This window comes from Streptomyces sp. NPDC048636, assembly GCF_040650655.1.
Taxonomy (GTDB): Bacteria; Actinomycetota; Actinomycetes; order Streptomycetales; family Streptomycetaceae; genus Streptomyces.
This window is the reverse complement of record NZ_JBEZHR010000020.1, coordinates 56,889-80,494: the sequence shown is the minus strand read 5'-3', so window position 1 is coordinate 80,494 and position 23,606 is coordinate 56,889. Positions and strand designations below refer to the sequence as shown.

The window sequence follows — 23,606 nt, the reverse complement described above, 5'->3', positions numbered from 1 at the left end:
TCCTCGTGGGGGTCCCGCCCCGGTACCCGGTGGGGCGGGAACGCCACGACAGCAGCTCACCAGGGAGCTCGTACACCCCGGCGCCGAACCGCGTGGCAGGGGCACATGATCCTTGCCGGTGGGTTGTGCACGCCCACATCACCGCCGGTGGCGGGGTGTGGATCAGAGGTTGAGCAGCCGGTGGGCGGAGAGCGCGAGGGACAACTCCACGACGTCGCGCGGGCGGTCCAGTGAGCGCCCGGTCAACTGCTCGTAGCGGCGCAGCCGGTTGAGCACCGTATTGCGGTGGCAGAACAGCAGCTCCCCGGCGCGGCGCGCCGATCCGTCGGCGTCCAGCCAGACGGCCAGGGTGGCCAGCAGTACGTCCCGGTCGGATGGTTCGAGGGCGAGGACGGGGCCGAGCATGCGCGTGGCCAGGGCCGAGCCCAGATCCGGGGTGGAGACCACCAGCGCCGCCGGGTAGTGGTCCTCCAGCAGCGCCGCCTGACCGATGCCCGGGCAGGCGCGCAGGGCCGTATCGGCCAGCCGCCGCGCCGTGTTCACCGCGGCCAGGCCGTGCACCTCGGGGCTGACCCCGGCCCGGCCGCCGGGTGGCACCACCAGCGTCCGGGCCAGCTCGGATGGGGTGGTCTCGTCGTCCAGCAACACGATGGCGTGGGCGGCACCCTCCCGGGTGTGCCACACCGTGCGGCTGCCGCCACGCACCGCGGGCGGTCGCGGCGCACGGGGCGAGGAGTCGCTGCCCTCCAACGCCACGACCACGTAGCGCCCCTGCTCGGGAAGGCCGAGGACGGCCTCCGCCTCCGGGAAGTCGCTCACCCGCGCGGTGCCGTCGAGCAGCGCGGCCACGATGATCCGGTAGCGGTTCTCGCGGTGCCAGGCCAGTTGCCTCCCGACCTCGTGGTACGCCTCGGCGACGAGGGTGCAGTGCTCGTCGACGAAGTTCCAGACGTCGGCCGCGACATGCACCAGCGACGGGGCGCCGAGCGGATCGTCGCGCGAGGCGATGTCCAGAAGGTGTTCCCAGACGACGGTGCAGCCGATGCGGTACGCGTGCAGCAGCGCGTCCAGCGGAAAGCCCTGGGCGGCGCGGTCGGCGCCGATCCGCCAGGACACCGAGCGGGCGTCTTCCCGGGCCTCCTTGGGGTTCAGCAGCGAACGGACGTTGTTGCTCAGCGAGTCATGGACCTCGCGCCACAGCTCATGCGGATCGACGCAGGTGGCCCGGTAGGCCGGCTCCCGCTCCTTCATCAGGGCGACGATCCGGTCCGTCAGCCGGGGCAGTTCATCGACCATCACCAGGGTGGTGCGGTGGAGCAGCGCGATGGTCTCCGCATCGGCCCGGGAGCGGATCGGCGGACGGGCGACAGGCATCCGGGGCAGCGCCCGGACCCGGTCGGTGGACAGGCGGGGAGCGGGGCGTCCCACGGCGGCGACGGAGGGGCGGGAACCGGAGACGGTGACTGGGTGCATGACGTTCCTCCACCTGTGACGTGCAGTGCCGCTCAGCGCGGCATGATGAGGCAGGGACCCGCTCCATGGCCCGAGCCTCACCGCTATTGCACCACCGGCATACCGCCTGGTCGGATTCATCCGCGATTTCGTTACGGGTCCGCCGCCCCACACCCACTATCGATCATGTCCCAGCACAGCGGAGCGCCCCCTCCCCTTAGCCCCCTCCCCTTGGTGAGCCTCCACGTCGGCGCCCCGCCGCTTGGCGAGCCTGTGGACGCGCGACGGCGGGGGCACCGCTCCACGATGCCCCCGCCGCCGGCCCGATGAGAGGCCACCGGGACCGTGAATCACCAGCCCTTGGTGACGCGGTGCGCTGTCAGCGAGCCGCAGTTCGAGCCGTAGGTCCAGGTGGACTGGTTGTCAATGCCCCCGGCCCAGTCGACGCACTTGCCACGCCCGTAGGTGTAGACCGGCCCTGCGTACGAGCGGTACAGGCCACCGTCCTCCACCGACTCGGAGGCGCCCTGTGCGTAGAGGTAGGCGAACATCGAAACCGGTGAGCCCGCCGCGTTGCGCACGGTGACCACGCAGTTCTTGCCCTTGGCGGAGTTGTAGGTGAGGAAGACGGTGCCCTTCGACCCGATCGGCGCCGAGTTGACCACCTTGTAGCCGCTGCCACAGGCCCCGTTGTACGCGGCCTTGGCGGCGGCTGACGCCTGCGGGGCGAGGGCCGCGGTGCCGGCGATGGCGGATGCCAGGACGGCGGTCGCGGCGATGCCTCGAGAAATCTTCATTTATCCCCCTTGTCTCCTAGACGCTTTTTGCGTCTGAAACAAGTGACATGTAGCGGCCGAAGAAGGTTGTACTGCCTTGAACCGCTTCTCCGTTCGACCGTTGGCCCGGTCCCGCCACGGCCCCGTTCCGGAATGAACGCCGGACCCCCGCGCCCCGTACGGAACGGGGAGGCGGGGCCCGCCCCCGCCGTGAACCGGAGCCTGGAGGGCCGTATCGGATGACCTCGTACCGCACCGCCGCCGCGGCCGCCCTGCTCGGGGCCGTCCCCTGTCTGCTGACGGCGCTGGCCGCCGGGCCCGCCGCGGCGCACGGCGCCCCCACGGACCCCGTCAGCCGGACGGTGGCCTGCTCCCCCGAGGGCGGTGCGGACGCGCGGTCGGCCGCGTGCGCGGCGGCGGGCAGGGCCAGCGGTCCGGGCGCGGAACACTGGGACAATCTGCGGGTCGCGGGGGTGAACGGCGAGGACCGGCGGAGGATCCCGGACGGCAAGCTGTGCAGCGCGGGGCTCGACGCCTACCGGGGTCTCGATCTGCCGCGCGACGACTGGCCGTCCACGCGGCTGACGGCCGGGAAGGAGCTCACGCTCACCTACCGGTCGACCATCCCCCACACCGGGACCTTCGAGCTGTACCTCAGCAAGAAGGGCTATGACCCGAAGCAGCCGCTCACCTGGTCGGATCTGGAGGCGAAGCCGTTCGCGAAGGCCACCGACCCGGCGCTGGTGGACAACGCGTACCGGATCAAGGCGAAGCTGCCGTCCGACCGGACGGGCCGTCAGATGCTGTACACGGTCTGGCGCAACACCAGCACACCCGACACCTACTACTCCTGTTCGGACGTGGTGCTGACCGCCCCCTCCGACGGAAAGACCTCCCCGGCACGACAGCCGGAGCGGCCACCGCGGAGCTCACCGGCCGGGCAGACCCCCGCCGCGCGTCACGCGGCCGCCGACGCGAGTCCCGACGCGGGCACCGACGGCGACGACGGGGACTCCACCACCCCGGTGCTGCTGACGAGCGGGGCCGCGGTGCTGGTCCTCGGCGCGGCGGTGGCGGCGACCGTACGACGGCGGCGGCCGAACCGCTGAACCAGAAGCATGGTGCCGCTAGCGGCCCTTGGGCGCCGCCGACCCGGCGCCCAGATCACCGTGGCGCGGCAGCCGGAGCAGGGTGAGGGTGGCCAGCAGCGCCACACATCCGGTGAAGACCAGCCCGGCGGTCCGTACCCCGACGACGACGGACAGCGCTCCGACGCCGATCACCGGGATCGAGATCGCCAGGTACATCAGCACGAAGAGCGCGGAGGTGACCTCGGCGCGCCGCGCGGCCGGGCTGTGCTCGGTCACCGCCCGCACGGCGGCGTAGAACGACAGCCCCTGGCCGGTGCCCGCGACCACCGCCCCGAGCACCAGCAGCGGCAGTGAGGCGGCGGCCAGCGAGCCCGCGATGGCGGCCATCCCCGCCACCAGCACGGCACACCCCGAGGGCAGTGCCCGCCGGATACCGAGGCGTTGGGCCAGCAGCTGGCCGCCGAGGGAGGCGGCGAACACCGAGAACACCACACCACCGGCGACCGCGAGATCCCGTTCGCCCTCCACGTCGAGCAGGAAGGTCGGGGTGACGGAGGTGAACAGCCCCAGGGTGGCGAAGCCCGCGAACCCGGCCATGGCCGCGGCCACGAAGGTGGAGCGCATCTCCCGGGGCACCCGCAGCCGTTCCGGCCGCAGCGGTGAACGGCCGGTGCACCGTACGGTCTCGGGGAGTCCTAGTACCCCGGCGGCGGCGACGGCCACCAGGATGAGGTCCACCACGAACACCAGCCGCAGCGGCGCGGGGGCCCACTGCGCGAGCGTGCCCGCCAGCAGGGAACCCAGGCCCAGCCCGCCCAGATTGGCGACGGTGGCGACGAGGGCGGCCGAATCCCGCAGCCGCGGCGGCGCGAGTTCGATGACGGTCACCGTGGCGGTGCCGGTGACCAGCCCGGCCGAGAGCCCCGACAGCGTACGGCCCGCGAACAGCTCGGGCAGTCCGTCCGCGTCGAGGAAGCACAGGGCGCTGGCGGCCGACAGCACCAGGGCGGCCAGCATGACGGGGCGTCGGCCGATGGCGTCGGACAGATGGCCGAACAGCAGCAGGGCGGCGATGACACCGAGGGCGTAGACGGCGAAGATCACCGTGGCCATGAACGGGGAGAAGCCCAGCCACCGCTGGTAGAGGTCGTAGAGCGGGGTCGGCAGGGTGGTGCCGACCATAGTGGCCACAAAGGCGTAGGCGGCCACGACGAACGGCCAGGTCCGGTCCGCTTCGTACGGCTGAGTCCCCATGCTGCGTCATTTCACCACAAAGGGCCGGGATTCCAACGGCCCTGGCGGGACGCCCGGCCCGGCGCCGGAGAACCCGGGCACCGGGCACGGCCATCGACCGCATGGGGCAGGATGGGCACCTTGGGCCGGGGCCGAACGAATGTGCCCCGGCCCGGCCCGTAGTTCCCGGCTCGAGCAGGTGACAGCGTGACAGAAAAGCACTCCGGACAGCGGTCCGCCCAGGCGGCGGCGGGGGGTGATGGCCGATGAACCGCGCGCTCACCCTGCATGACGTCATCGTGGTCGGCGCGGCGCTGCTCGGCAGCGTGGCGATCGGTCTGCTGCTGCGGGTGACCCTGCGCTGGCTGGGGGTGCGGGCCCGAAGAACCCGGTGGAGCGGCGACGACATCATCGTCGACACCCTGTGCACCCTGGCGCCGTGGGCCGCACTGGCCGCCGGCGCCTCGGCGGCGGCCGCGGCGCTGCCGCTCACCCCGTCGGTGGGCCACGAGGTGAACCAGGTGCTGATCGGGGTGCTGATCCTGGTCACCACGGTCACAGCGGCGCGGGTGGTGGCCGATCTGGTGCGGACGCTGGCGCTGTCCCGTTCAGGGGTGGCCGGAACCGCCACCATCTTCGTCAACATCACCCGGATCGCGGTGCTGGCGATGGGTGTGCTGGTGCTGCTGGAGACGCTGGGCGTCTCGATCGCGCCCTTGCTGACGGCGCTGGGCGTGGGCGGCCTGGCGGTGGCCCTGGCCCTTCAGGACACCCTGGCCAACCTGTTCGCGGGGGTGCACATCCTGGCCTCCAAGACGGTGCAGCCGGGGCACTACATCCAGCTCAGCAGCGGGGAGGAGGGGTATGTCGTGGACATCAACTGGCGGAACACCGCGGTGCGTCAGCTCTCCGACAACCTCGTCATCATCCCCAACGCCAAACTGGGCAATACCATTATGACCAACTATCACCAGCCGGAAGAGCAGATGTCCGTCATGGTGCAGGGCAGGGTCGGCTACGGAAGCGATCTGGCCCATGTGGAGCGGGTGACGCTGGAGGTCGCCGCGAAGGTCATGGCCGCCGTCTCGGGCGGGGTCGCCGACCACGAGACGACCGTACGGTTCCACACCTTCGGGGAGTCGGGGATCGACTTCTCGGTGTTCCTGCGTGCCCTGGAGTTCAGCGACCAGTACCTGATCAGGCATGAGTTCATGAAGGAACTCCACAGCAGGTTCCGCGTGGAGGGCATCGAGATCCCGCTGCCGACCCGCACCCTCATCCTGCCTCAACAGGAACAACCGCTGCCCGGACCGGGGTTCATCTCCTCTTCCTCACTCTGAGTCGCCGCTTCACCTCATACGTACTCCAGATGACTTCCCGTCCGGAGATGAAGTGGTCATGACCGGGTGTACCCGAATGAGCACAGGGTTCCCCTTGTGACGTATTTCATACCGGCATAGAAATGACATAACAGTTCGTAGAGAGTCTCCTACACTTTTGGTGCGTACTGTTGCGTGACGGTTGGAACAATTCATGGAGCACCAGAGGTCACTCATGCAGCCCTTTGCACTGAGCCACGCAATCCCGGTCGACCAATCGCCGGCGATTGTTCCCTACTCGTATAACGTCGCCCTCCAGTTGAATGTCCTTTCTGACGGGCGTCCGGCCATCGCCGACCGTGCGGTGCTACTTGCCACTGGCACAACCACCTCAACGGCTGGTTCGAAGACGCACTTCGACGACTGACCGATAAGAACTTCGATGACAGTACTCATCCTGACCTGCCGCCAGGATGTGACGGCGGACCTGGTGGTGGCGGAGCTGCGCGAACGCGGCGTCCCCCTGGTGCGCTTCGATCCCGCGGACCTGCCCGGTGACGCCGCCATGTCGGCCGATTTCGACCGCGGCGACTTCACCGGCTATCTGTCGACCGGCGGACGGCTGATGAGCATGCACGGCCTGCGCTCCATCTGGGTGCGCAGGCCGGGACAGCCCGCGGCACACGCCAAGGAGCCCTCGGAGTGGCTGACCGCCGAGTGCGGCCAGGCCCTGTACGGGATGCTCTACTCCACGACGGCACGCTGGATGAACCACCCCGGCGCCGCCGTGCTGGCCCGTTGCAAACCCTTCCAGTTAAGGATTGCCCAGCGGAGCGGTTTCGCCGTTCCGGCCACCCTGGTCACCACGTATCCCCGGGCGGCCCATGAGTTCGCGGCCGAGTTCCGCGACATCGTCGTGAAATCCACTTCCGGTCCGCCGAGCGTCGATCCTCCTGTCACCCTCCCGACCACCCGAATCGGGCCCGAAACGGATTTCTCGGACGTCGCTGCGGGGGCCACCCTTCTCCAGCGGTTCATTCCCAAGCAAGCCGACATCCGGCTGATCTGTGTCGGTGACCAGTTGTTCGCAGCGCGTAAGGTCTCCGCCGCCGACCAGGTGGATGGCCGCTTCGGCTCCCATGGACATCTCTGGGAGCCGGTGGAAGTCCCGGACAGAATCGTCCGCTCGGTCTACGAGTACATGTCACTCACCAATCTCGCGTACGGAGCCTTCGACTTCGCCGAGGACGACGAGGGCGTCTGGTGGTTCCTCGAGTGCAATCAAGGTGGCCAGTTCGGCTTTATCGAGCTGGAGACCGGCCAGCCGATCGCGGCGGCCGTGGCGTCCTGGCTCGCCGCGCCCCGCAATAGCGAAGGCCGCTGATCCGCACCGCCGAAGGCCGCTGATCCGTACCGCCGAAGGCCGCCGGTCAGCCGCCGCCGGGGACTGACCCGCGCGGCCCGGCGGCGGCTGATTCGTGGCCCCGGCCGGCCGGTCGTACCCTGAGAAAAAGAGCTCCTGGCCCCTGAAGCGCGGGAGGTCCGGATGACCGCGTTCGAAGGACTCGGCCGCCCCAGCAAGGCGGATGCCCCGCGCTATCTCCCGATCGCCGAGCACGGGCTGATCGGCGACCTGCGGACGGCCGCGCTCGTCGGCACCAACGGCACCATCGACTGGTACTGCGCCGGCAGGTTCGACGCCCCCAGCGTCTTCGCCGCCATCCTGGACGCGGAGCGCGGCGGATCCTTCGAGCTCGCCCCGGACGTGCCGGTGCGCAACAAGCAGTTCTACTTCCCCGACACCAACATCCTGATCAGCCGCTTCTTCGCGGACGACGGGGTCGCCGAGGTCCAGGACTTCATGCCGATCGTGGACGACTCCCGGGAGGCCGACCGGCACCGGCTGATCCGCCGGGTGCTGTGCGTCCGCGGCTCGATGCCGTTCACCGCGCGGGTGGCCCCCCGCTTCGACTACGGCCGGAAGACCCACACCCTGGACATCGGACCCGACCACGCCGTCTTCACCTGCCCCGGCCTCTCGCTCGCGCTGACCTCCAGCGTCACGGTCGAGGCCGACGGCCGGGACGCGGTGTCCACCTTCAAACTGGTCGAGGGCGAGAGCGCGGTCTTCGCGCTGGACCGGATCGGCGACTCGGTCCTGCCCCGGTCCTGTCCGCTGGGCGAGGCCGAGGAGCAGTTCGAAGCCACCGTGCGGTACTGGCGCCGCTGGCTGTCCCAGTCCCGCTACCGCGGCCGCTGGCGCGAGATGGTGCACCGCTCGGCGCTCACCCTCAAGCTGCTCACCTACGCCCCGACCGGCGCCATCGTGGCCGCGCCCACCACCAGCCTGCCGGAGCTGATCGGCGGCACCCGCAACTGGGACTACCGGTACGTCTGGATCCGCGACGCCGCGTTCTGCATCTACGCGATGCTGCGGCTGGGCTTCACCGAGGAGGCCGAGGACTTCGTCCGCTTCCTGTCCGAGAACATCCGCCTCCACGACGGTCCGCGCGGACCACTCCAGATCATGTACGGCATCGACGGCCGCAGCGACCTCGCCGAGGAGGAACTGACCCATCTGGAGGGCTATCTGGGCTCGGCGCCGGTCCGCGTCGGCAACAAGGCCGTGGAACAGCTCCAACTGGACATCTACGGCGCCCTGGTGGACTCCCTCTACCTCTATGACAAATGGGGCCAGCCGCTGTCCAGCGAGCACTGGGACACCATCGGCCACCTGGTCGGCTGGGTCTGCGACCACTGGGACCAGCCGGACCGCGGGATCTGGGAGGCCCGCAGCGGCGACCAGCGGTTCCTGTACTCGCAACTGATGTGCTGGGTCGCGATCGAACGGGCCATGCGGCTGGCCGCCCGCCGCGGACTGCCCGCGGACACCCTCCGCTGGGCGCGCACCCGCGACACCATCTACCGCCGGATCATGCGCGACGGCTGGTCCCCGGAGCGGCGGGCGTTCGTCCAGCACGAGGGCGAGGACGTGCTCGACGCCTCGGTGCTGATGATGCCGCTCGCCAAGTTCATCTCCCCCACCGACCCCAAATGGCTTTCCACTCTGGACGCGCTGGGCGAGGAGCTGGTGTCCGACTCGCTCGTCTACCGCTACGACCCGCAGCGCAGCCCGGACGGGCTGCCCGGCGAGGAGGGCACCTTCTCGATCTGCTCGTTCTGGTACGTGGAGGCACTGGCACGGGCGGGCCGGGTCGACGACGCCCGGCTGGCCTTCGAGAAGATGCTGACGTACGCCAACCACCTCGGGCTGTACGCCGAGGAGATCGGGCGCACCGGTGAACAGAGCGGCAACTTCCCGCAGGCGTTCACCCATCTCGCCCTGATCAGTGCGGCTTTCAACCTCGACCGGGCGCTGGGCTGAGCGGATCGCCTGGACGGTAGGTTTGACCTGTTCATGCGTAAGTCTTTTCAAGGGACGTTCATGTCACAGCCACCACCGTCCGGAAATCCCTATGGCGCGGTCCCCGGTGTCGGATACGGCGCGCCCCAGGCTCCGGCGGCCCCGCAGGTGCAGCAGGCGCCGCCGCAGCCGGTGCCCGGTATCCCGGCCCAGCCGGGTGGGTACGGCCAGCCGGGTCCGTACGGGCAGCCCGGGGGCTTTCCCCAGCCGGGGGCATACCCGCAGCCCGGGGCGTATCCCCAGGCCGGTGTCCAGGGTCAGCACACCTGCCGGATCTGCGGTGGGTTCCCCGCCGCAGATGTCACCCTGCGCAGCCACCAGGGGCTGGTGGTGCTGATGACCTTCCGCAAGGTGCAGGGGCCGTTCTGCCGGACCTGCGGCACCTCGGTGTTCCGCGACATGATGAGCAGGACGCTGTGGCAGGGGTGGTGGAGCCCGTTCTCGGCGGCGCTGTTCAACCCGTTCACGATCGTTGTCGACCTGGTGGCGCGCTCGAAGATCAACAAGCTGCCGGAGCCGGGCCACGACCAGTTCGGCGCGCGTCCGGGCGTCGGTAAGCCCGTTTTCGAGCGCCCTGCCTCGTTCGTGGTCCTCGTGCCGGTGTTGTGGCTGCTGTCCCTGTTCGTGCTCGCCGCGCTCGCCTAGATAGAGTTGGCCGTCATGGGGAACGGGGAGGGGCTCGCCGCCGGGCCGGAACAACACGGCGGTCACGGGACGGCGGCGGGATGGCAGGGACCGAGCCGGGTCGAGCGGGAGCTGTACGAGGCGAAGAGCCGCGGTGACTGGCCCGCGTACTTCGATGTGCTGGCCCGCACCGATCTGTTCGTGGCCGACTCGTACACCCGGCTCCAGGCCCATCCGCGGACCGTGCGTTTCACCCCGTACTGGTACCACCAGGTCCGGGCGGAGTGTCTGCCCGTGTTCACCGAGGGCATGCTCCCCGCTCCCCATCCGGAGACGGTCTTCCTCTCCCAGTCCCTGGGCTGGTTCGCCGACGAGTGGCGGCATGACGATCCGCCGTGGATCGTCATCAACCCCGGCACCCCGTGCGAGACGTTCTTCCCCGCGGGCCCCGCTCAGCGTGGACTGTGGAAGCAGCACGCCGAGAACGCCCCGGGCTGCGGCCACTCCCACCTCGAGCTGCGCGCGCTGGAGTCCGGCGGGGCCTCGGAGGGGCCGGTGGCCCATGGACTGGCCTGCGCCGCGCTGCTGTTCGTGAAGAACGGCGAGCTGTGGAACGCCATGGCCTACCACGGTGGTGGCTACACCAGCGAGCGCAACAGGCTCAAGGAGTGGTGGGGGGTCACCAGCCGCGAGGAGTGGCAGCGCACCCAGGAGGTGTTGCTCGCCGCCGAAATGATCAGCGGTGTCTGGGAGTTCGCGCTCGGTGTCCGCCGCTCGCTCGCCCTGGACTTCGCCGGGCCGGTCGGGGTGGACCAGTGGCGGGCGGTGGCCGAGCGGGTGTTGCGGCGCAATGCCACCGAGGCCGAGTTCCGGATCACCCCCGACGGTGTCACCAAGGCCGAGCCCCGGGGAAACGCGGAGGTCGAGGCACAGGTCGCGGGTGTCCAGCGGCTGATCGGACGGATCGCCCGGTACGAGGCCCGGTTCCGGGCGGACGGACTGCTGGCGGAGGGGAAGTTCATCCGCACCGTGGAGGCCTGGGACTACGGCCGGGCCTCGGGGATGGCCCGCTGGGGGCTGGCCGCGCGGTTCTGCACCCTGCCGGAGGCCGAGCACGCGGTGTTGCGGGCGAGTCGGGCGGCACAGGCCAACTACCGCTCCTGGGAGGAGTTCTCCGCCGCGTACATCCTCGGGCGCTGTCTCCACTTCGACGAGGAGGAGTTCGGCAGCTGGTACGAGGACATGCTCACGGCGCACCGCATCCTGACCACCGACCCGGCCAGCCCCTGGCTGACCCTCCCGTTCACCTAGGACGCCACGCGGGCGGCGGGGGCCAGCGCCGGTACGGCCGGACGGTGGCTACCGGCCCACATCGTCCTCGGTCAGCACCCGGGCCATGGTGCGTTCCGCCAGGGCCGTGATGGTGACGAACGGGTTGACCCCGATGGACCCCGGGACGAGCGAGCCGTCGGTGACGTACAGCCGCTCGTACCCGGCCGCGCGGCCGTAGGTGTCGGTGGCGCGGCCCAGGACACAGCCGCCGAGCGGGTGGTAGCAGAAGTCGTCGGCGAAGGCCCGGGTGTCACCGAAGAGGTCGTACCGGTAGATGGTGACGTTGGCGAGGTTCATCCGGTCGAAGAGGGCCTTGGCGGCGGCCACCGAGGGGGCGCTCTGGCCGCGGCTCCAGTTCAGCACGGCGGTGTCGCGCGTGGCGTCGTAGCTGAAGGTGCCGCGTTCGGGGTTCTTGGTGATGGCCAGGTAGAGGCTGACCCAGGTCTCGAGACCGGCGGGCAGCGGGGCGATCTCGGCGAAAACCGGGTTCTTGCTGTCGGACCAGGCGTCGATCGCCATCACCGGGATGGTGGACTGCTTCGAACCGGTCGGGTTCCAGACGTGGTTGGCGCGGCCGAGCATCACATTGCCGTTGCCGCCCCAACCCCGGCCCACCTCCGCGTTCAGCCGGGGCAGCGTCCCGGTCTCGCGGGCGCGCAGCAGCAGTTCGGTGGTGCCGAGGCTGCCCGCGCCGAGGAAGAGCGAACGACAGGAGATCTCGTCGGTGGCGGTGACGGCGCCGGTGTAATCGATGCGGTCCACGGTGAGGACGTAGGAGCCGTCGGTGTCCTGCCGGATCGCCCTGACGCGGCTGAGGGTTTCGAGGGTGACGTTGCCGGTGCCGAGCGCGGCGGCGAGATAGCTCTTGTCGAGGCTGCGCTTGCCGAAGTTGTTGCCGTAGATGACCTCCTGGCCCAGGGCGGACTTGGTGGCGGTCCCGGCGGCCTCGCGCTGCATGTAGTCGAAGTCGTACACATTGGGCACGAACACGGTCTTCAGCCCCGCGCGCTGTGCCTGGGAGCGCGCGACCCGGGCGTAGGCGTACCACTCGGTGGACTCGAACCAGGCGGACGGGACGGTGGAGGTGCCGAGCATCCGGTTGGCGAGTGGGAAGTAGGTGCCGTACATGGTGTCGGCGTCGACGCCCGGCAGCACCTCCTCGAAGTACGGGCGGGGCGGGGTGACCGCGATTCCGCCGTTGACCAGCGAACCCCCGCCGACCCCGCGCCCGACGTAGACGGACATCCCGGGGTAGCGGACCCGGTCCAGCACACCGGGGTAGGGGGCGATTTCCCGGTTGATGACGTCCAGCCACAGAAAGGTGGACAGGGGTGCCTCGGTGCGGTTCTTGAACCACATGGAGCGCCCGTCGGGGGAGGTCATCGGGCAGTACACCCGGCCGTCCCCACCGGGGGCGTCCCACAGCCGCCCCATCTCGAGGACCAGGGTGCGGATGCCGGCCTCACCGAGCCGCAGCGCGGCGACCGCGGCGCCGTAGCCGGAGCCGATCACCACGGCGGGGACATGGTCGGCCCTCGAGGCGGCTGCCGCCGGGGTGAGGCCGATACGGGTGAGCCCGAGGGCGGCGGCGCTCTGGAGCGCGGCCAGCCCAAGAATGTGACGACGCGTCAGATTCGCTGCCATGGCGGCATGATGAGCGGAGAATCTTGAATAGGCCATGACCGGGCACATGGTCGTTTCCGCCGCTTGTCGCGACGGTCTTCCCGGTACATGGAATAATTGATAATTAATGATAACTAGGGGGGCCGCCCGAAGAAACCACCGGGACCACCGGCGAGAGGGGACGGTGTCCATGAAGATCACCCGCATTGAGACCTTCCTGGCCCCGCCGCGCTGGATGTTCGTCCGGGTGGCCACCGACGAGGGGATCACCGGCTGGGGCGAACCGGTGGTCGAGGGGCGCGCCGAACCGGTCCGGGCCGCCGTCGAGGTGCTGGCCGAGTATCTGACCGGCCGGGATCCGATGCGGATCGAGGACCACTGGCAGGTGATGACCAAGGGCGGCTTCTACCGGGGCGGTCCGGTCCTCTCCAGCGCCGTCGCCGGACTCGACCAGGCGCTGTGGGACATCAAGGGCAAGCACTACGGCGTCCCCGTGTACCAGCTGCTCGGCGGCCCGGTGCGGGACCGGGTCCGGGCCTACTCCTGGGTCGGCGGTGACGAGCCGAGCGAGATCCGGGACGCGGTCGCCGCCCAGCTGGAGGCGGGGTTCACCGCCGTGAAGATGAACGCGTGCGGGCGGATGACACCGGTGGCCACCCGCGCGGAGATCCACGCCGTGGTCCGGCGCGCCGAGACCGCCCGTGAAGTGCTGGGCGACGACCGCGACTTCGGGCTCGACTTCCACGGCAGGGTCTCCCCCGCCAACGCCCGCCGGCTGCTGCCGCCGCTCGCCGAGAGCGCGCCTCTGTTCGTGGAGGAACCGGTGCTCCCCGAGCATATGGACGCGCTGCCCGGTCTGGTGAACGCCTCCGCCATCCCGCTCGCCCTCGGGGAACGCCTCTACGGACGTGGCGCGTTCATGGCTCCGCTGCGTGCCGGGGTGGCGGTGGTCCAGCCGGATGTCTCCCACGCGGGCGGCATCTCCGAGCTGCGCCGGATCGCCGCGCTCGCCGAGGTGTACGGGGCGCAGCTGGCCCCGCACTGCCCGCTCGGGCCGGTGGCGCTGGCCGCGTGCCTCCAGATCGCCTTCACCACGCCCAACTTCCTGATCCAGGAGCAGAGCATCGGCATCCACTACCACCGCGGTGCCGAGCTGCTGGACTACGTGGCCGATCCGGAGCCGTTCCGCTGCACCGCCGGACAGCTGTCGCGCACCACGCTCCCCGGCCTCGGCGTCGAGGTGGACGAGGCCGCGGTGCGCGCCGCGGACCGCCGTGGCCACGCGTGGCGCAATCCCCTCTGGCGCCACCCGGACGGCGCGTTCGCCGAGTGGTGAGCTCCGGCCGTGCCGGGTGTCAGTCCTCGGCCCGCTGGGTGATGGGCGCCCCGGTGCATTCGCCCAGGAACTCGTACCACCGGCGCCGGAGGCAGCCGTAGCGGCTGTCCGCCTCGACCAGGCTGAGGAAGCCGGAGACGGTGTCGGAGAGCCGCTTTTGCAGTCCGGGGTCGGCGAGATCCCCGTTCTCGGCGAACGCCTCGTACGCCTTGGGGAGGCTGAACATATCCGGGTAGACGCGGGTGCCCAAGTGTTCCAGCGGAACCCGCAGCACCCACAGCCCGCGGTTGCCGCCCGCCATCGACGGGGAGGCGGACACCAGCAGCGCGTGTTTGGTCTTGAACGGCTGCGGCCGCACCCGGGAGACCCAGTCGATGGCGTTCTTCAGCACCCCGGGCACCGAGGCGTTGTACTCGGGGGACGAGATCACGAAGCCGTCGCTCGCCGCCAGCCGGTCCCGCAGGGCCACCGCCCCCGGCGGCAGCCCGTGGGCCTCCTCCACATCGCCGTTGTACAGCGGCATGTCGAACTCGTGCAGCGGGGCGAGGTCGGCGGTGGCGCCGGTGTCGTTGATCAGCCGCGCCACCAGCGAGGCCAGCCGGATATTGGTCGACCCCTGCCGCAGCGCGGCGCCGATGACCAGGAGACGCAGCGGGCCGTGGGGTTCGGTGGGCATGGCGGTGTCCTTCCGGCGTCCGGACCCTTCCCTACGGTGTCCGGGCGGGGCCGGACACCCCCGCGGACCAGTCTGGTGCCCGCCCGGCCGTCCCGCCATCGGACCGGCCGGGCGCGGTGCGGGGCTCAGGCCGGATGGCGCGTCGGCGCGGGCGGCTGGCCACCGGCCCCCAGCCGGGCCTCCCGGGAGACGATCATCGTGATCCGCCCGTCCCGGTAGACCGCGGGGTACGCCGGGAGCCCCGCGGGCTCCCGTACCCGCCGCAGCGGCTCGGCCGTACCGGGGCGGGCCCCGGGGGCCACGGGGAGGAGCGGTGCGGTGCGACGGCGCTCGGCCCGGGCACCTGGCCGTCACCGGTCCGGAGCAGCTGGCCACGGCAGGTCAGCGGGGCCAGCAGGTGGTGGACGGAGCGCGGACCGAGGGCGGGGGCGGGCGTGCGCAGTGGTCCTCGCGTGGCGCGGACGACGGCATACCACCGGGGAGGGCCCCGCGCAGCGTGACGGCCGCCACCCATGCGTCTCACATAGCGGCGGGATGTTTCCGGTCGGCTGGGTAGGAGCACGGCATACGTCACGAGAAGTGGATCACACGAGGGCGGCCGGTGTGCAACTCGGCAGTAGTGTCGCCCGCGAGCTCATGCCCGTACCGGGCGGGCTTGTGGTCGTACCGCGCAGGTAGAAGGGATCGGGCATGTTCCGCAAGGTGCTGGTCGCCAACCGTGGAGAAATCGCCATTCGCGCCTTCCGCGCCGGCTATGAGCTGGGGGCGAGGACGGTCGCGGTCTTCCCCCATGAGGATCGCAATTCGCTGCACCGGCTCAAGGCGGACGAGGCGTATGAGATCGGTGAGCCCGGGCATCCGGTGCGCGCCTATCTGTCCGTCGAGGAGATCGTCGCCGCCGCCCGCGAGGCCGGGGCGGACGCGGTCTACCCGGGATACGGCTTCCTCTCCGAGAACCCCGACCTCGCCCGGGCGTGCGAGGAGGCCGGGATCACCTTCGTCGGCCCCAGCGCGGACATCCTCGAGCTGACCGGCAACAAGGCGCGGGCGGTGGCCGCGGCCCGCGCGGCCGGGGTCCCGGTGCTCGGTTCGTCCGAGCCCTCCACCGATGTCGACGAGCTGGTGCGGGCCGCCGATGAGCTCGGCTTCCCGGTCTTCGTCAAGGCGGTGGCCGGTGGCGGCGGGCGCGGTATGCGCCGGGTCGAGGACGCCTCGACGCTGCGCGAGTCCATCGAGGCGGCGTCCCGCGAGGCCGACGCGGCCTTCGGCGACGCCACGGTGTTCCTGGAGAAGGCCGTCGTCGAACCGCGCCATATCGAGGTGCAGATCCTTGCCGACGGCGAGGGCAATGTGATCCACCTCTTCGAGCGCGACTGTTCGGTGCAGCGCCGCCACCAGAAGGTCATCGAGCTCGCGCCCGCGCCCAACCTCGACCCCGATCTGCGCGACCGGATCTGCGCCGACGCGGTGAAGTTCGCCCGGCAGATCGGCTACCGCAACGCGGGCACCGTGGAGTTCCTGCTCGACCGCGACGGCCGGCATGTGTTCATCGAGATGAACCCGCGCATCCAGGTCGAGCACACGGTGACCGAGGAGATCACCGACGTCGATCTGGTCCAGTCACAGCTGCGGATCGCGTCCGGGCAGACCCTGGCCGACCTCGGGCTGGCCCAGGAGTCGGTGTACACCCGCGGCGCCGCCCTCCAGTGCCGGATCACCACCGAGGACCCGGCCAACGGGTTCCGCCCGGACACCGGCATGATCAGCGCCTACCGCTCGCCCGGCGGTTCGGGCATCCGTCTCGACGGCGGCACCGCCCACGCCGGTACCGAGATCAGCGCCCACTTCGACTCGATGCTGGTCAAGCTCTCCTGCCGGGGCCGTGACCTCACCACCGCGATCGGCCGCGCCCGGCGCGCCGTGGCCGAGTTCCGGATCCGCGGGGTGTCCACCAACATCCCGTTCCTCCAGGCGGTGCTGGATGACCCGGACTTCCAGGCCGGGCGGGTGACCACCTCGTTCATCGAGCAGCGGCCGCACCTGCTGACCGCGCGCCACTCCGCCGACCGCGGCACCAAGCTGCTCACCTATCTCGCCGATGTCACGGTGAACAAGCCGCACGGTGAGCGGCCCCGTCTCCTCGACGCCACCGACAAGCTGCCGCGGCCGCCCGCCACCGAGCCGCCCGCCGGGTCCAAGCAGCGGCTCACCGAGCTGGGCCCGGACGGCTTCGCGCGGTGGCTGCGCGAGTCGCCGACGATCGGGGTCACCGACACCACCTTCCGCGACGCCCACCAGTCGTTGCTGGCCACCCGGGTGCGCACCAAGGACCTGCTGGCCGTGGCTCCGGTGGTGGCGCGGACCACGCCCGAGCTGCTGTCCCTGGAGTGCTGGGGCGGCGCCACCTACGACGTGGCGCTGCGCTTCCTGGCCGAGGACCCCTGGGAGCGGCTGGCCGCGCTGCGCGAGGCGGTGCCCAACATCTGTCTCCAGATGCTGCTGCGCGGCCGGAACACGGTGGGATACACGCCCTACCCGACCGAGGTGACCAACGCCTTCGTCCAGGAGGCCACGGCCACCGGTATCGATATCTTCCGCATCTTCGACGCGCTCAACGACGTCGGGCAGATGCGGCCCGCCATCGAAGCCGTACGGGAGACGGGCACCGCGGTGGCCGAGGTCGCGCTCTGCTACACCTCGGACCTGTCCGACCCGTCGGAGCAGCTGTACACGCTGGACTACTACCTCCGGCTGGCCGAGCAGATCGTGGACGCGGGCGCCCATGTGCTGGCCATCAAGGACATGGCGGGGCTGCTGCGCGCCCCGGCCGCGGGGAAGCTGGTGTCCGCGCTGCGCCGGGAGTTCGACCTGCCGGTGCACATCCACACCCATGACACCGCGGGCGGCCAGCTGGCCACCTACCTGGCGGCGGTCCAGGCCGGTGCGGACGCGGTGGACGGGGCGGTGGCGTCGATGGCGGGCACCACCTCGCAGCCGTCGCTGTCGGCGATCGTGGCCGCCACCGACCACTCCGAGCGGCCCACCGGGCTCAGCCTGGAGGCGATCGGCGCGCTGGAGCCGTACTGGGAGGCCGTACGCAAGATCTACGCACCGTTCGAGGCGGGGCTCGCCTCGCCGACCGGGCGGGTGTACCACCACGAGATCCCCGGCGGGCAGCTGTCCAATCTGCGCACCCAGGCCATCGCGCTCGGACTCGGGGACCGCTTCGAGGAGATCGAGGCCATGTACAGCGCCGCGGACCGGATCCTCGGCCATCTGGTGAAGGTCACCCCGTCCTCGAAGGTCGTCGGCGACCTGGCCCTGCACCTGGTCGGCGCTGGGGTGTCGCCGGAGGACTTCGAGGCCGAGCCGAACCGCTTCGACATCCCCGACTCGGTCATCGGATTCCTCCGCGGTGAGCTGGGCAACCCGCCCGGCGGCTGGCCGGAGCCGTTCCGCAGCCGGGCGCTGGAGGGCCGTGGCGCGTCGAAGCCGACGGACGGGGAGCTGTCCGCGGAGGACCGTGAGCGGCTCGCGAAGGAGCCGCGGGCCACGCTCAACCGGCTGCTGTTCCCCGGTCCGACCAAGGAGTTCGAGGCGCACCGCGAGGCGTACGGCGACACCAGCGTGCTGGACAGCAAGGACTTCTTCTACGGGCTGCGCCCGCGGCAGGAGTACACGGTGGACCTCGACCCCGGTGTCCGGCTGCTCATCGAGCTGGAGGCGGTGGGCGACGCCGACGAGCGCGGGATGCGCACGGTGATGTCCACGCTCAACGGCCAGCTCCGTCCGATCCAGGTCCGCGACACCTCGGCGGCGAGCGATGTGCCGGTCACCGAGAAGGCCGACCGGTCCAACCCCGGCCATGTCGCGGCCCCGTTCGCGGGTGTGGTGACGCTGACGGTGTCGGAGGGCGACGAGGTGGAGGCCGGTGCCACGGTGGCGACCATCGAGGCGATGAAGATGGAGGCCACCATCGCCGCGCCGAAGGCCGGAACGGTCTCCCGGATCGCCATCAACACGATCCAGCAGGTGGAGGGCGGAGATCTGCTCGTCGCCCTGGACTGAGACACTTCCTCCGACGGCCAGCCGGACGGAAGGAAGCGGCATCACATGGGGGCACGGAGCAGGCTGCGCGGGATCGGTGACGCGGTGACATCCGCCGCGGGCACGGTGACCTCGGCCGCGGGGACGGCGACGTCCGCCGCGGCCGGGGCGGGCAGAAGTGTGCTGAACCGCGGTGCCGCCGCGGGCCGTTCGGGGATGGCGGCGTCCGGGGACTGGGTGGTCGGTGTGCTCGGCGCGCTGCCCGCCCCGGCCGCTCCGGCCACCGAGGAGTGGGAGTTCTCCCTCGGCGCCCTGGTCTGCCGCCATCCGCGGGTGCCCGCCCTCACCGCGCGGGCCCTGCGGCCCCTCGACTCGATCGGCGCGCTGCGCTTCGGTCCGGAGTCGGTCGGGTTCGACGGGGAGGACATCCCGTGGAAGCAGGTGGTGCGGCTCCAACTGCACGACGCCTTCACCTCGATGACCACGGACGGGTTCGACGCGGAGATCGACCGCGTGCGTGATCTGCTGCCTCCGCTGCCCGGTCGCAAGTGGGCGGTGACCAAGGTGGTCGAGGGGCTGGGCGCGGTGGCCCTCGCCGCGCTGGAGCAGTCCGGGGAGCAGCGGCTGGACACCCGGGAGGTGGCCTGCGAGATCGTCTACCGGGGGGCGTTCGGCCGGGAGAAGTCGCTGACGGCCCAGCTGTTCACCACCGCGCTGCTGGCCCAGCAGCCCCAGGTGGCACACAGTCTGGTCGTGACGGCCGAGTCCATGGGGGTGCCTGTCTTCCCGGCGGAGCCGGGGCGGCTGGAGGTCGAGGCGGCCGAGCGCGTCCGCGCCCTGCGACGCCGTACGGACGCGGTGGCGGCGCAGCTGGGCGCGGCGTCCGAGGACGCGGTGGGGTCCGATGACGCGGTGGGGTCCGATGACGCCCCCGCGCTCCCCCGTACGGATCCGCGGCTGGACACCGGGGTGTAGCCCCTCCCCCGCCGGGCGGGAGGTCCCTTCGGCAGCCCCGGTGGACGGTGTCGCGGCCGACTGCGGCACCCCTGCCATGCGTGGCATCAGCCCTGTGCCAACGGGTCGTCGGGTGAGGCGCCGCCCCCTCGGACGATGCCGCCCCACGCCCGGACACCGGGGCGTGACGACGTCCCCGTCACCCGCACCGTACGGGGCGTCAGCCTCGTAACGCCCGTCCGGTGCGGCGGCTCCCACCAGGGACGACGACGCCTGCCCGCGATCCGGGGCCGGACGCCGAGGGACGTAACGGCGACACCCACGTCACGCGCACGTACGGGCGTCAGCCCCGTGAGGCCCGGGCCGGGGCATCGGCCGCCGCCTCGGGCGATTCCGATGGCTCGGGGGATGGTGCGGCGGTGCGGGCCGGCAGGCGGGTGGCCAGGATGGCGCCGGTGGCGGCCATGGCCGCGAGGGCGGCGAACGTCGGCCACATGGCGGTGAGGAAGGCGTCGGCGGGCAGGTGTGGCCCCGCGCCCCGGCCACCCCCACCCGTGCCCGGCGCGGTCAGCGTCATCAGCGTGGTCGCGACGGCGATGCCCAGCGCCGGGCCGACGTTCATCGCGGTCTGCTGGAGTCCCCCGGCCACCCCGGCGGCCTCCACCGACGCCTGCCGCACGATCACATGGGTCGCGGTGACCATCACCGTGCCGAACCCGGCACCCAGAAGCAGAAAGCAACCGCCGATCGCGACGGGGGTCGAGGACCGGTCGAGGCCGGACATCAGCAGGGTGGCGAGGACCATGAGCGCCATCCCGGCGACCACCGTCCGCCGGGCTCCCTGCCACCGCATCAGCACGGCGGAGGCGGGCGCGCTCAGTACCATCATCACGGCGCCGGGCAACGCCCTCAGCGCGCTGTGGAGCGGGTCCAGCCCGAGGACGTCCTGGAGGAAGTACGTCCCGAGGAACAGCGCCCCGAACATCGCCGCCGACGCGGTCACCAGCACGGCGAGGGCCGAGCTGATCGCGGTCGAGCGCAGCACACCGGGGGCTATCAGCGGACTGGCCGTACGCCGTTCATGCCGTACGAAGACCCCGCCGACCACGACGACGGCGGCGAGCCCCAGCCAGGTGGCGGCCGTCCAGCCGCTGTCCGGCAGCGCGACGAGCGTGTGCACCAGCGACATCAGGGCCACCGCGAGAAGGCAGGCGCCGGGCAGATCGAGCCCCCGCACCCCGTCCGGGGCCCGCTTCGGCTCCGGTATCCGGTCGGTGAGGGCCAGGAAACCCACGGCGAGGGCGGGCACGATGTTGAGGAAGAACACCGCCCGCCAGCCCAGATGGGCGACGAGCGCGCCTCCGACGACCGGTCCGGCCGCGGCCGCCACCCCGATGGCGCTGGTGCGCAGGGCGATGGGCATACCGAGTCGGTCGGGCGGATACGCGGCGCGCAGCATGCCGAGGGTGGCGGGCTGCAACAGCGCGCCGCACACGCCTTGGGCGACACGCAGTCCGATGACCCAGCCGATGCCCTGTGCCAGCCCGATCCCGGCCGAGGTGGCGGCGAAGCCCAGCACTCCGATGGCGAAGATCCGGCGGTGGCCGAAGCGGTCGCCGAGGCGCCCCGCGAACACCAGGAGGCTGGCCACCGCGATGAGATAGCCGGTACTGGTCCACTGGACCTGGGAGAAGGTGGCACCGAGGTCCCGGCCCAGGGTGGGCTGGGCGACCGTCAGCACGGTGCCGTCCAGGGCGACGATCACCGCACCGGTGATGCTGCTGACGAGGGTGAGGCGCCGCTGACGTACGGTGCTCATCAGGCCTCCCGCCCGAGGTGGGCGTCCACGGTGGCGCGCAGCAGCGGCTCGACATCCTCGGTCCCGGTGGCGAGTTGAAGGCTGCCCCATCCCCAGAGCTGGGCGATGCCGTGCAGATTCGCCCACAACGCGCCCGCCACGAAGGCTGGTTCGGCCCCTGAGGGCGACTGGGCGCGGGCCACGAGGTCCACGAACACCCCGAACAGCGGCAGACTGGTGTCCCGCAGCCGGAGCTGTTCGCTCTCCAGCAGGTCGTGACGGTACATCAGCTCGAACATGCCGCGGTCGGTGCGCGCGAAGTCGAGATAGACCCGCCCCAGCGCCAGGATCTGGGCGCGCGGCGACACCTCGGTGTCCGCGATGACCGTGGCGGCGCGGGCGGCCAGAGCGGCGAAGCCCTGGCGCGCGATGGCGGACAGCAGATCCAGATGGGTCGGGAAGTAGCGGCGCGGCGCCCCGTGCGAGACCCCGGCCCGGCGCGCGATCTCGCGCAGGGAGAGGGCCTGCATCCCCTCTTTGGTCACCAAGTCGACACCCACGTCCACCAGTCGGGCCTTGAGCCCGCTCTCCCGTTCATCCATAGACACTGTCTACCAGGCGCGCGTAGACAGTGTCTACCCGCGCCTCTCGAAAACCTGTTGCATCGGGGACCGATAGAGGACATGTTCTGGCCTATATGACCTCTACCGTTCTTCACATCGCACAACGAACCTCCAGCAACTCCCAGCAGAGGACGCCGAGATGAGCGCCGAGATCCGCCCCTTCCGCATCGAGATCCCCCAGGCCGACCTGGACGATCTGAACGACCGCCTGGCCCGTGCCCGCTGGCCCCGGCAGCTGCCCGGTGAGGGCTGGAGCCGCGGTGTTCCCACGACGTACCTCAAGGAGCTGGCCGACTACTGGCGCACCGGCTTCGACTGGCGCCGCCAGGAAGCACGGCTCAATGAGTTCCCGCAGTTCATGACGGAGATCGACGGTCAGGACATCCACTTCCTGCACATCCGCTCCGCCGAACCGGACGCCCTGCCGCTGATGCTGGCGCACGGCTGGCCCAACTCCTTCGTGGAGTTCCTCGACCTCATCGGCCACCTCACCGACCCGCGCGCCCACGGCGGCGACCCCGCCCAGGCGTTCCATGTGGTCGTCCCCTCGGTGCCCGGTTTCGGCTTCTCCGCCCCACCGACGTCCACCGGCTGGAACGTGGCCCGGGTGGGTGGCCTGTTCGCCGAGCTGATGAACCGCCTCGGCTACGACCGCTACGGCGTCCAGGGCGGCGACCTCGGGGCGTATATCGCTCCCGCGGTGGCCAAGGCCGCCCCGGACCGGGTGGCGGGTGTCTATGTGATCGGCGGGCTGGGCTTCCCCACCGAGGCCGATCTCCCCGAGATGAACGAGGAGGAGCGGGCCGCCTTCGCCTTCATGCAGAGCCAGGACTGGATGTCCGGGGTGGACCACCACAGGCTGCTGCGCGCCGCGCCGCAGACCTTCTCCTACGCCTGGCACGACTCCCCGGTCGCCGCGCTGGCCTGGATGGGGCAGAAGTTCAACGAGTTCAGCATGACGGACAAGCTGCCGGAGGAGATCCTCGACCGCGATCTGCTGCTGACCAACGTCAGCCTCTACTGGCTCACCGACACCTTCGGCTCCTCCTCCTGGCCCATGTACGAGTCCACCGAGTTCACCTGGCCGGAGGGTCAGAAGGCGGTGCCGACGGGTGTGTACAACGGCCCGCCCGGAATCCGGCGGCTCGCCGAGCGCCACAACACCATCACCCACTGGCCGTCGGGCAACCCCGGCAGCCACCACTTCGTGGCCATGGAGATGCCCGGCAGTGTCGCCGCCGATCTGCGGGTCTTCTTCGGTCCGCTGCGCGGCTGACGGCGGCCGGAACAGCGGGGGG

At 71.0% G+C, this 23,606-nt stretch carries 19 protein-coding genes; 11 read left to right on the top strand and 8 right to left on the bottom strand.

The window, feature by feature from the left end:
• Positions 1–162: 162 nt before the first annotated feature.
• Both AB0C66_RS33585 and AB0C66_RS33580 read right to left on the bottom strand, forming a co-directional pair.
• Complete coding sequence (locus AB0C66_RS33585; protein ID WP_362447491.1) at positions 163–1,473, bottom strand: helix-turn-helix domain-containing protein; 1,311 nt, start codon at positions 1,471–1,473, stop codon at positions 163–165.
• A 329-nt stretch (positions 1,474–1,802) separates the two neighbouring features.
• Positions 1,803–2,249: a spore-associated protein A gene (locus tag AB0C66_RS33580; protein ID WP_362447488.1), complete on the bottom strand. Its 447-nt coding sequence runs from the start codon at positions 2,247–2,249 to the stop codon at positions 1,803–1,805.
• 218 nt (positions 2,250–2,467) lie between these two features.
• Here AB0C66_RS33580 and AB0C66_RS33575 point away from each other — a divergent pair, with 218 nt between their 5' ends.
• The gene (locus tag AB0C66_RS33575) at positions 2,468–3,337 is read left to right on the top strand and encodes a lytic polysaccharide monooxygenase (RefSeq protein WP_362447485.1); all 870 of its coding nucleotides are present in this window, start codon (positions 2,468–2,470) and stop codon (positions 3,335–3,337) included.
• 18 nt (positions 3,338–3,355) lie between these two features.
• Here the strand turns inward: AB0C66_RS33575 and AB0C66_RS33570 are convergent, their stop codons facing one another.
• Positions 3,356–4,573: an MFS transporter gene (locus AB0C66_RS33570; protein WP_362447482.1), complete on the bottom strand. Its 1,218-nt coding sequence runs from the start codon at positions 4,571–4,573 to the stop codon at positions 3,356–3,358.
• 245 nt (positions 4,574–4,818) lie between these two features.
• On the opposite strand from AB0C66_RS33570, the gene AB0C66_RS33565 reads away from it, so the two are divergent.
• The 6 genes from AB0C66_RS33565 (at position 4,819) to AB0C66_RS33540 (ending at position 11,230) form a co-directional block, all read left to right on the top strand.
• The gene (locus tag AB0C66_RS33565; RefSeq protein ID WP_362447479.1) at positions 4,819–5,892 is read left to right on the top strand and encodes a mechanosensitive ion channel family protein; all 1,074 of its coding nucleotides are present in this window, start codon (positions 4,819–4,821) and stop codon (positions 5,890–5,892) included.
• Positions 5,893–6,106: 214 nt separating this feature from the next.
• The gene (gene tgmA / locus AB0C66_RS33560) at positions 6,107–6,298 is read left to right on the top strand and encodes a putative ATP-grasp-modified RiPP (RefSeq protein ID WP_362447600.1); all 192 of its coding nucleotides are present in this window, start codon (positions 6,107–6,109) and stop codon (positions 6,296–6,298) included.
• A 15-nt stretch (positions 6,299–6,313) separates the two neighbouring features.
• On the top strand, positions 6,314–7,255 hold the full coding sequence (gene tgmB / locus AB0C66_RS33555) for an ATP-grasp ribosomal peptide maturase (protein ID WP_362447476.1): 942 nt from the start codon (positions 6,314–6,316) through the stop codon (positions 7,253–7,255).
• Between the two features lie 162 nt (positions 7,256–7,417).
• A complete protein-coding gene (locus AB0C66_RS33550) occupies positions 7,418–9,256 on the top strand; it encodes a glycoside hydrolase family 15 protein (RefSeq protein ID WP_362447473.1) in 1,839 nt (612 codons plus the stop codon).
• 60 nt (positions 9,257–9,316) lie between these two features.
• Positions 9,317–9,940: a hypothetical protein gene (locus tag AB0C66_RS33545; protein ID WP_362447469.1), complete on the top strand. Its 624-nt coding sequence runs from the start codon at positions 9,317–9,319 to the stop codon at positions 9,938–9,940.
• A gap of 15 nt (positions 9,941–9,955) precedes the next feature.
• A complete protein-coding gene (locus tag AB0C66_RS33540; protein WP_362447466.1) occupies positions 9,956–11,230 on the top strand; it encodes a DUF1266 domain-containing protein in 1,275 nt (424 codons plus the stop codon).
• Positions 11,231–11,278: 48 nt separating this feature from the next.
• Here the strand turns inward: AB0C66_RS33540 and AB0C66_RS33535 are convergent, their stop codons facing one another.
• The gene (locus AB0C66_RS33535; protein WP_362447463.1) at positions 11,279–12,895 is read right to left on the bottom strand and encodes a GMC oxidoreductase; all 1,617 of its coding nucleotides are present in this window, start codon (positions 12,893–12,895) and stop codon (positions 11,279–11,281) included.
• A gap of 169 nt (positions 12,896–13,064) precedes the next feature.
• Here AB0C66_RS33535 and dgoD point away from each other — a divergent pair, with 169 nt between their 5' ends.
• Positions 13,065–14,210, top strand: coding sequence for a galactonate dehydratase (dgoD, locus tag AB0C66_RS33530; protein ID WP_362447460.1), 1,146 nt, complete (start codon positions 13,065–13,067; stop codon positions 14,208–14,210).
• A gap of 19 nt (positions 14,211–14,229) precedes the next feature.
• On the opposite strand, the gene AB0C66_RS33525 is transcribed toward dgoD, so the two are convergent.
• Both AB0C66_RS33525 and AB0C66_RS33520 read right to left on the bottom strand, forming a co-directional pair.
• Positions 14,230–14,886, bottom strand: coding sequence for an NAD(P)H-dependent oxidoreductase (locus AB0C66_RS33525; RefSeq protein ID WP_362447457.1), 657 nt, complete (start codon positions 14,884–14,886; stop codon positions 14,230–14,232).
• A 125-nt stretch (positions 14,887–15,011) separates the two neighbouring features.
• Positions 15,012–15,188, bottom strand: coding sequence for a hypothetical protein (locus AB0C66_RS33520; protein WP_362447454.1), 177 nt, complete (start codon positions 15,186–15,188; stop codon positions 15,012–15,014).
• 388 nt (positions 15,189–15,576) lie between these two features.
• Here AB0C66_RS33520 and AB0C66_RS33515 point away from each other — a divergent pair, with 388 nt between their 5' ends.
• A complete protein-coding gene (locus AB0C66_RS33515) occupies positions 15,577–18,954 on the top strand; it encodes a pyruvate carboxylase (protein WP_362447451.1) in 3,378 nt (1,125 codons plus the stop codon).
• Positions 18,955–18,999: 45 nt separating this feature from the next.
• Positions 19,000–19,908 (top strand): hypothetical protein, encoded by a 909-nt coding sequence (locus AB0C66_RS33510; RefSeq protein ID WP_362447448.1) that lies wholly within the window; start codon positions 19,000–19,002, stop codon positions 19,906–19,908.
• Positions 19,909–20,230: 322 nt separating this feature from the next.
• Here the strand turns inward: AB0C66_RS33510 and AB0C66_RS33505 are convergent, their stop codons facing one another.
• Positions 20,231–21,706, bottom strand: coding sequence for an MFS transporter (locus AB0C66_RS33505; RefSeq protein WP_362447445.1), 1,476 nt, complete (start codon positions 21,704–21,706; stop codon positions 20,231–20,233).
• Positions 21,706–22,287 (bottom strand): TetR/AcrR family transcriptional regulator, encoded by a 582-nt coding sequence (locus tag AB0C66_RS33500; protein WP_362447442.1) that lies wholly within the window; start codon positions 22,285–22,287, stop codon positions 21,706–21,708. The genes AB0C66_RS33505 and AB0C66_RS33500 overlap by 1 nt, the downstream gene beginning before the upstream one ends.
• 160 nt (positions 22,288–22,447) lie before the next feature.
• Between AB0C66_RS33500 and AB0C66_RS33495 the strand changes: the two genes are divergently transcribed.
• Positions 22,448–23,584 carry an epoxide hydrolase gene (locus AB0C66_RS33495; protein WP_362447440.1) on the top strand — a complete coding sequence of 379 codons (1,137 nt, stop codon included), beginning with the start codon at positions 22,448–22,450 and terminating at the stop codon, positions 23,582–23,584.
• Positions 23,585–23,606 lie beyond the last annotated feature (22 nt).

Excerpts from the sequence above, each read along its gene's own strand:
- AB0C66_RS33585 (WP_362447491.1), bottom strand. The coding sequence starts at position 1,473 with ATGCACCCAGTCACCGTCTCCGGTTCCCGCCCCTCCGTCGCCGCCGTG.
- AB0C66_RS33580 (WP_362447488.1), bottom strand. The coding sequence starts at position 2,249 with ATGAAGATTTCTCGAGGCATCGCCGCGACCGCCGTCCTGGCATCCGCC.
- tgmA (WP_362447600.1), top strand. The coding sequence starts at position 6,107 with ATGCAGCCCTTTGCACTGAGCCACGCAATCCCGGTCGACCAATCGCCG.
- AB0C66_RS33505 (WP_362447445.1), bottom strand. The coding sequence starts at position 21,706 with ATGAGCACCGTACGTCAGCGGCGCCTCACCCTCGTCAGCAGCATCACC.
- AB0C66_RS33495 (WP_362447440.1), top strand. The coding sequence starts at position 22,448 with ATGAGCGCCGAGATCCGCCCCTTCCGCATCGAGATCCCCCAGGCCGAC.
- AB0C66_RS33550 (WP_362447473.1), top strand. The coding sequence starts at position 7,418 with ATGACCGCGTTCGAAGGACTCGGCCGCCCCAGCAAGGCGGATGCCCCG.
- tgmB (WP_362447476.1), top strand. The coding sequence starts at position 6,314 with ATGACAGTACTCATCCTGACCTGCCGCCAGGATGTGACGGCGGACCTG.
- AB0C66_RS33510 (WP_362447448.1), top strand. The coding sequence starts at position 19,000 with ATGGGGGCACGGAGCAGGCTGCGCGGGATCGGTGACGCGGTGACATCC.
- AB0C66_RS33565 (WP_362447479.1), top strand. The coding sequence starts at position 4,819 with ATGAACCGCGCGCTCACCCTGCATGACGTCATCGTGGTCGGCGCGGCG.
- AB0C66_RS33525 (WP_362447457.1), bottom strand. The coding sequence starts at position 14,886 with ATGCCCACCGAACCCCACGGCCCGCTGCGTCTCCTGGTCATCGGCGCC.
- AB0C66_RS33535 (WP_362447463.1), bottom strand. The coding sequence starts at position 12,895 with ATGGCAGCGAATCTGACGCGTCGTCACATTCTTGGGCTGGCCGCGCTC.
- AB0C66_RS33515 (WP_362447451.1), top strand. The coding sequence starts at position 15,577 with ATGTTCCGCAAGGTGCTGGTCGCCAACCGTGGAGAAATCGCCATTCGC.
- dgoD (WP_362447460.1), top strand. The coding sequence starts at position 13,065 with ATGAAGATCACCCGCATTGAGACCTTCCTGGCCCCGCCGCGCTGGATG.
- AB0C66_RS33540 (WP_362447466.1), top strand. The coding sequence starts at position 9,956 with ATGGGGAACGGGGAGGGGCTCGCCGCCGGGCCGGAACAACACGGCGGT.
- AB0C66_RS33570 (WP_362447482.1), bottom strand. The coding sequence starts at position 4,573 with ATGGGGACTCAGCCGTACGAAGCGGACCGGACCTGGCCGTTCGTCGTG.
- AB0C66_RS33500 (WP_362447442.1), bottom strand. The coding sequence starts at position 22,287 with ATGGATGAACGGGAGAGCGGGCTCAAGGCCCGACTGGTGGACGTGGGT.
- AB0C66_RS33575 (WP_362447485.1), top strand. The coding sequence starts at position 2,468 with ATGACCTCGTACCGCACCGCCGCCGCGGCCGCCCTGCTCGGGGCCGTC.
- AB0C66_RS33545 (WP_362447469.1), top strand. The coding sequence starts at position 9,317 with ATGTCACAGCCACCACCGTCCGGAAATCCCTATGGCGCGGTCCCCGGT.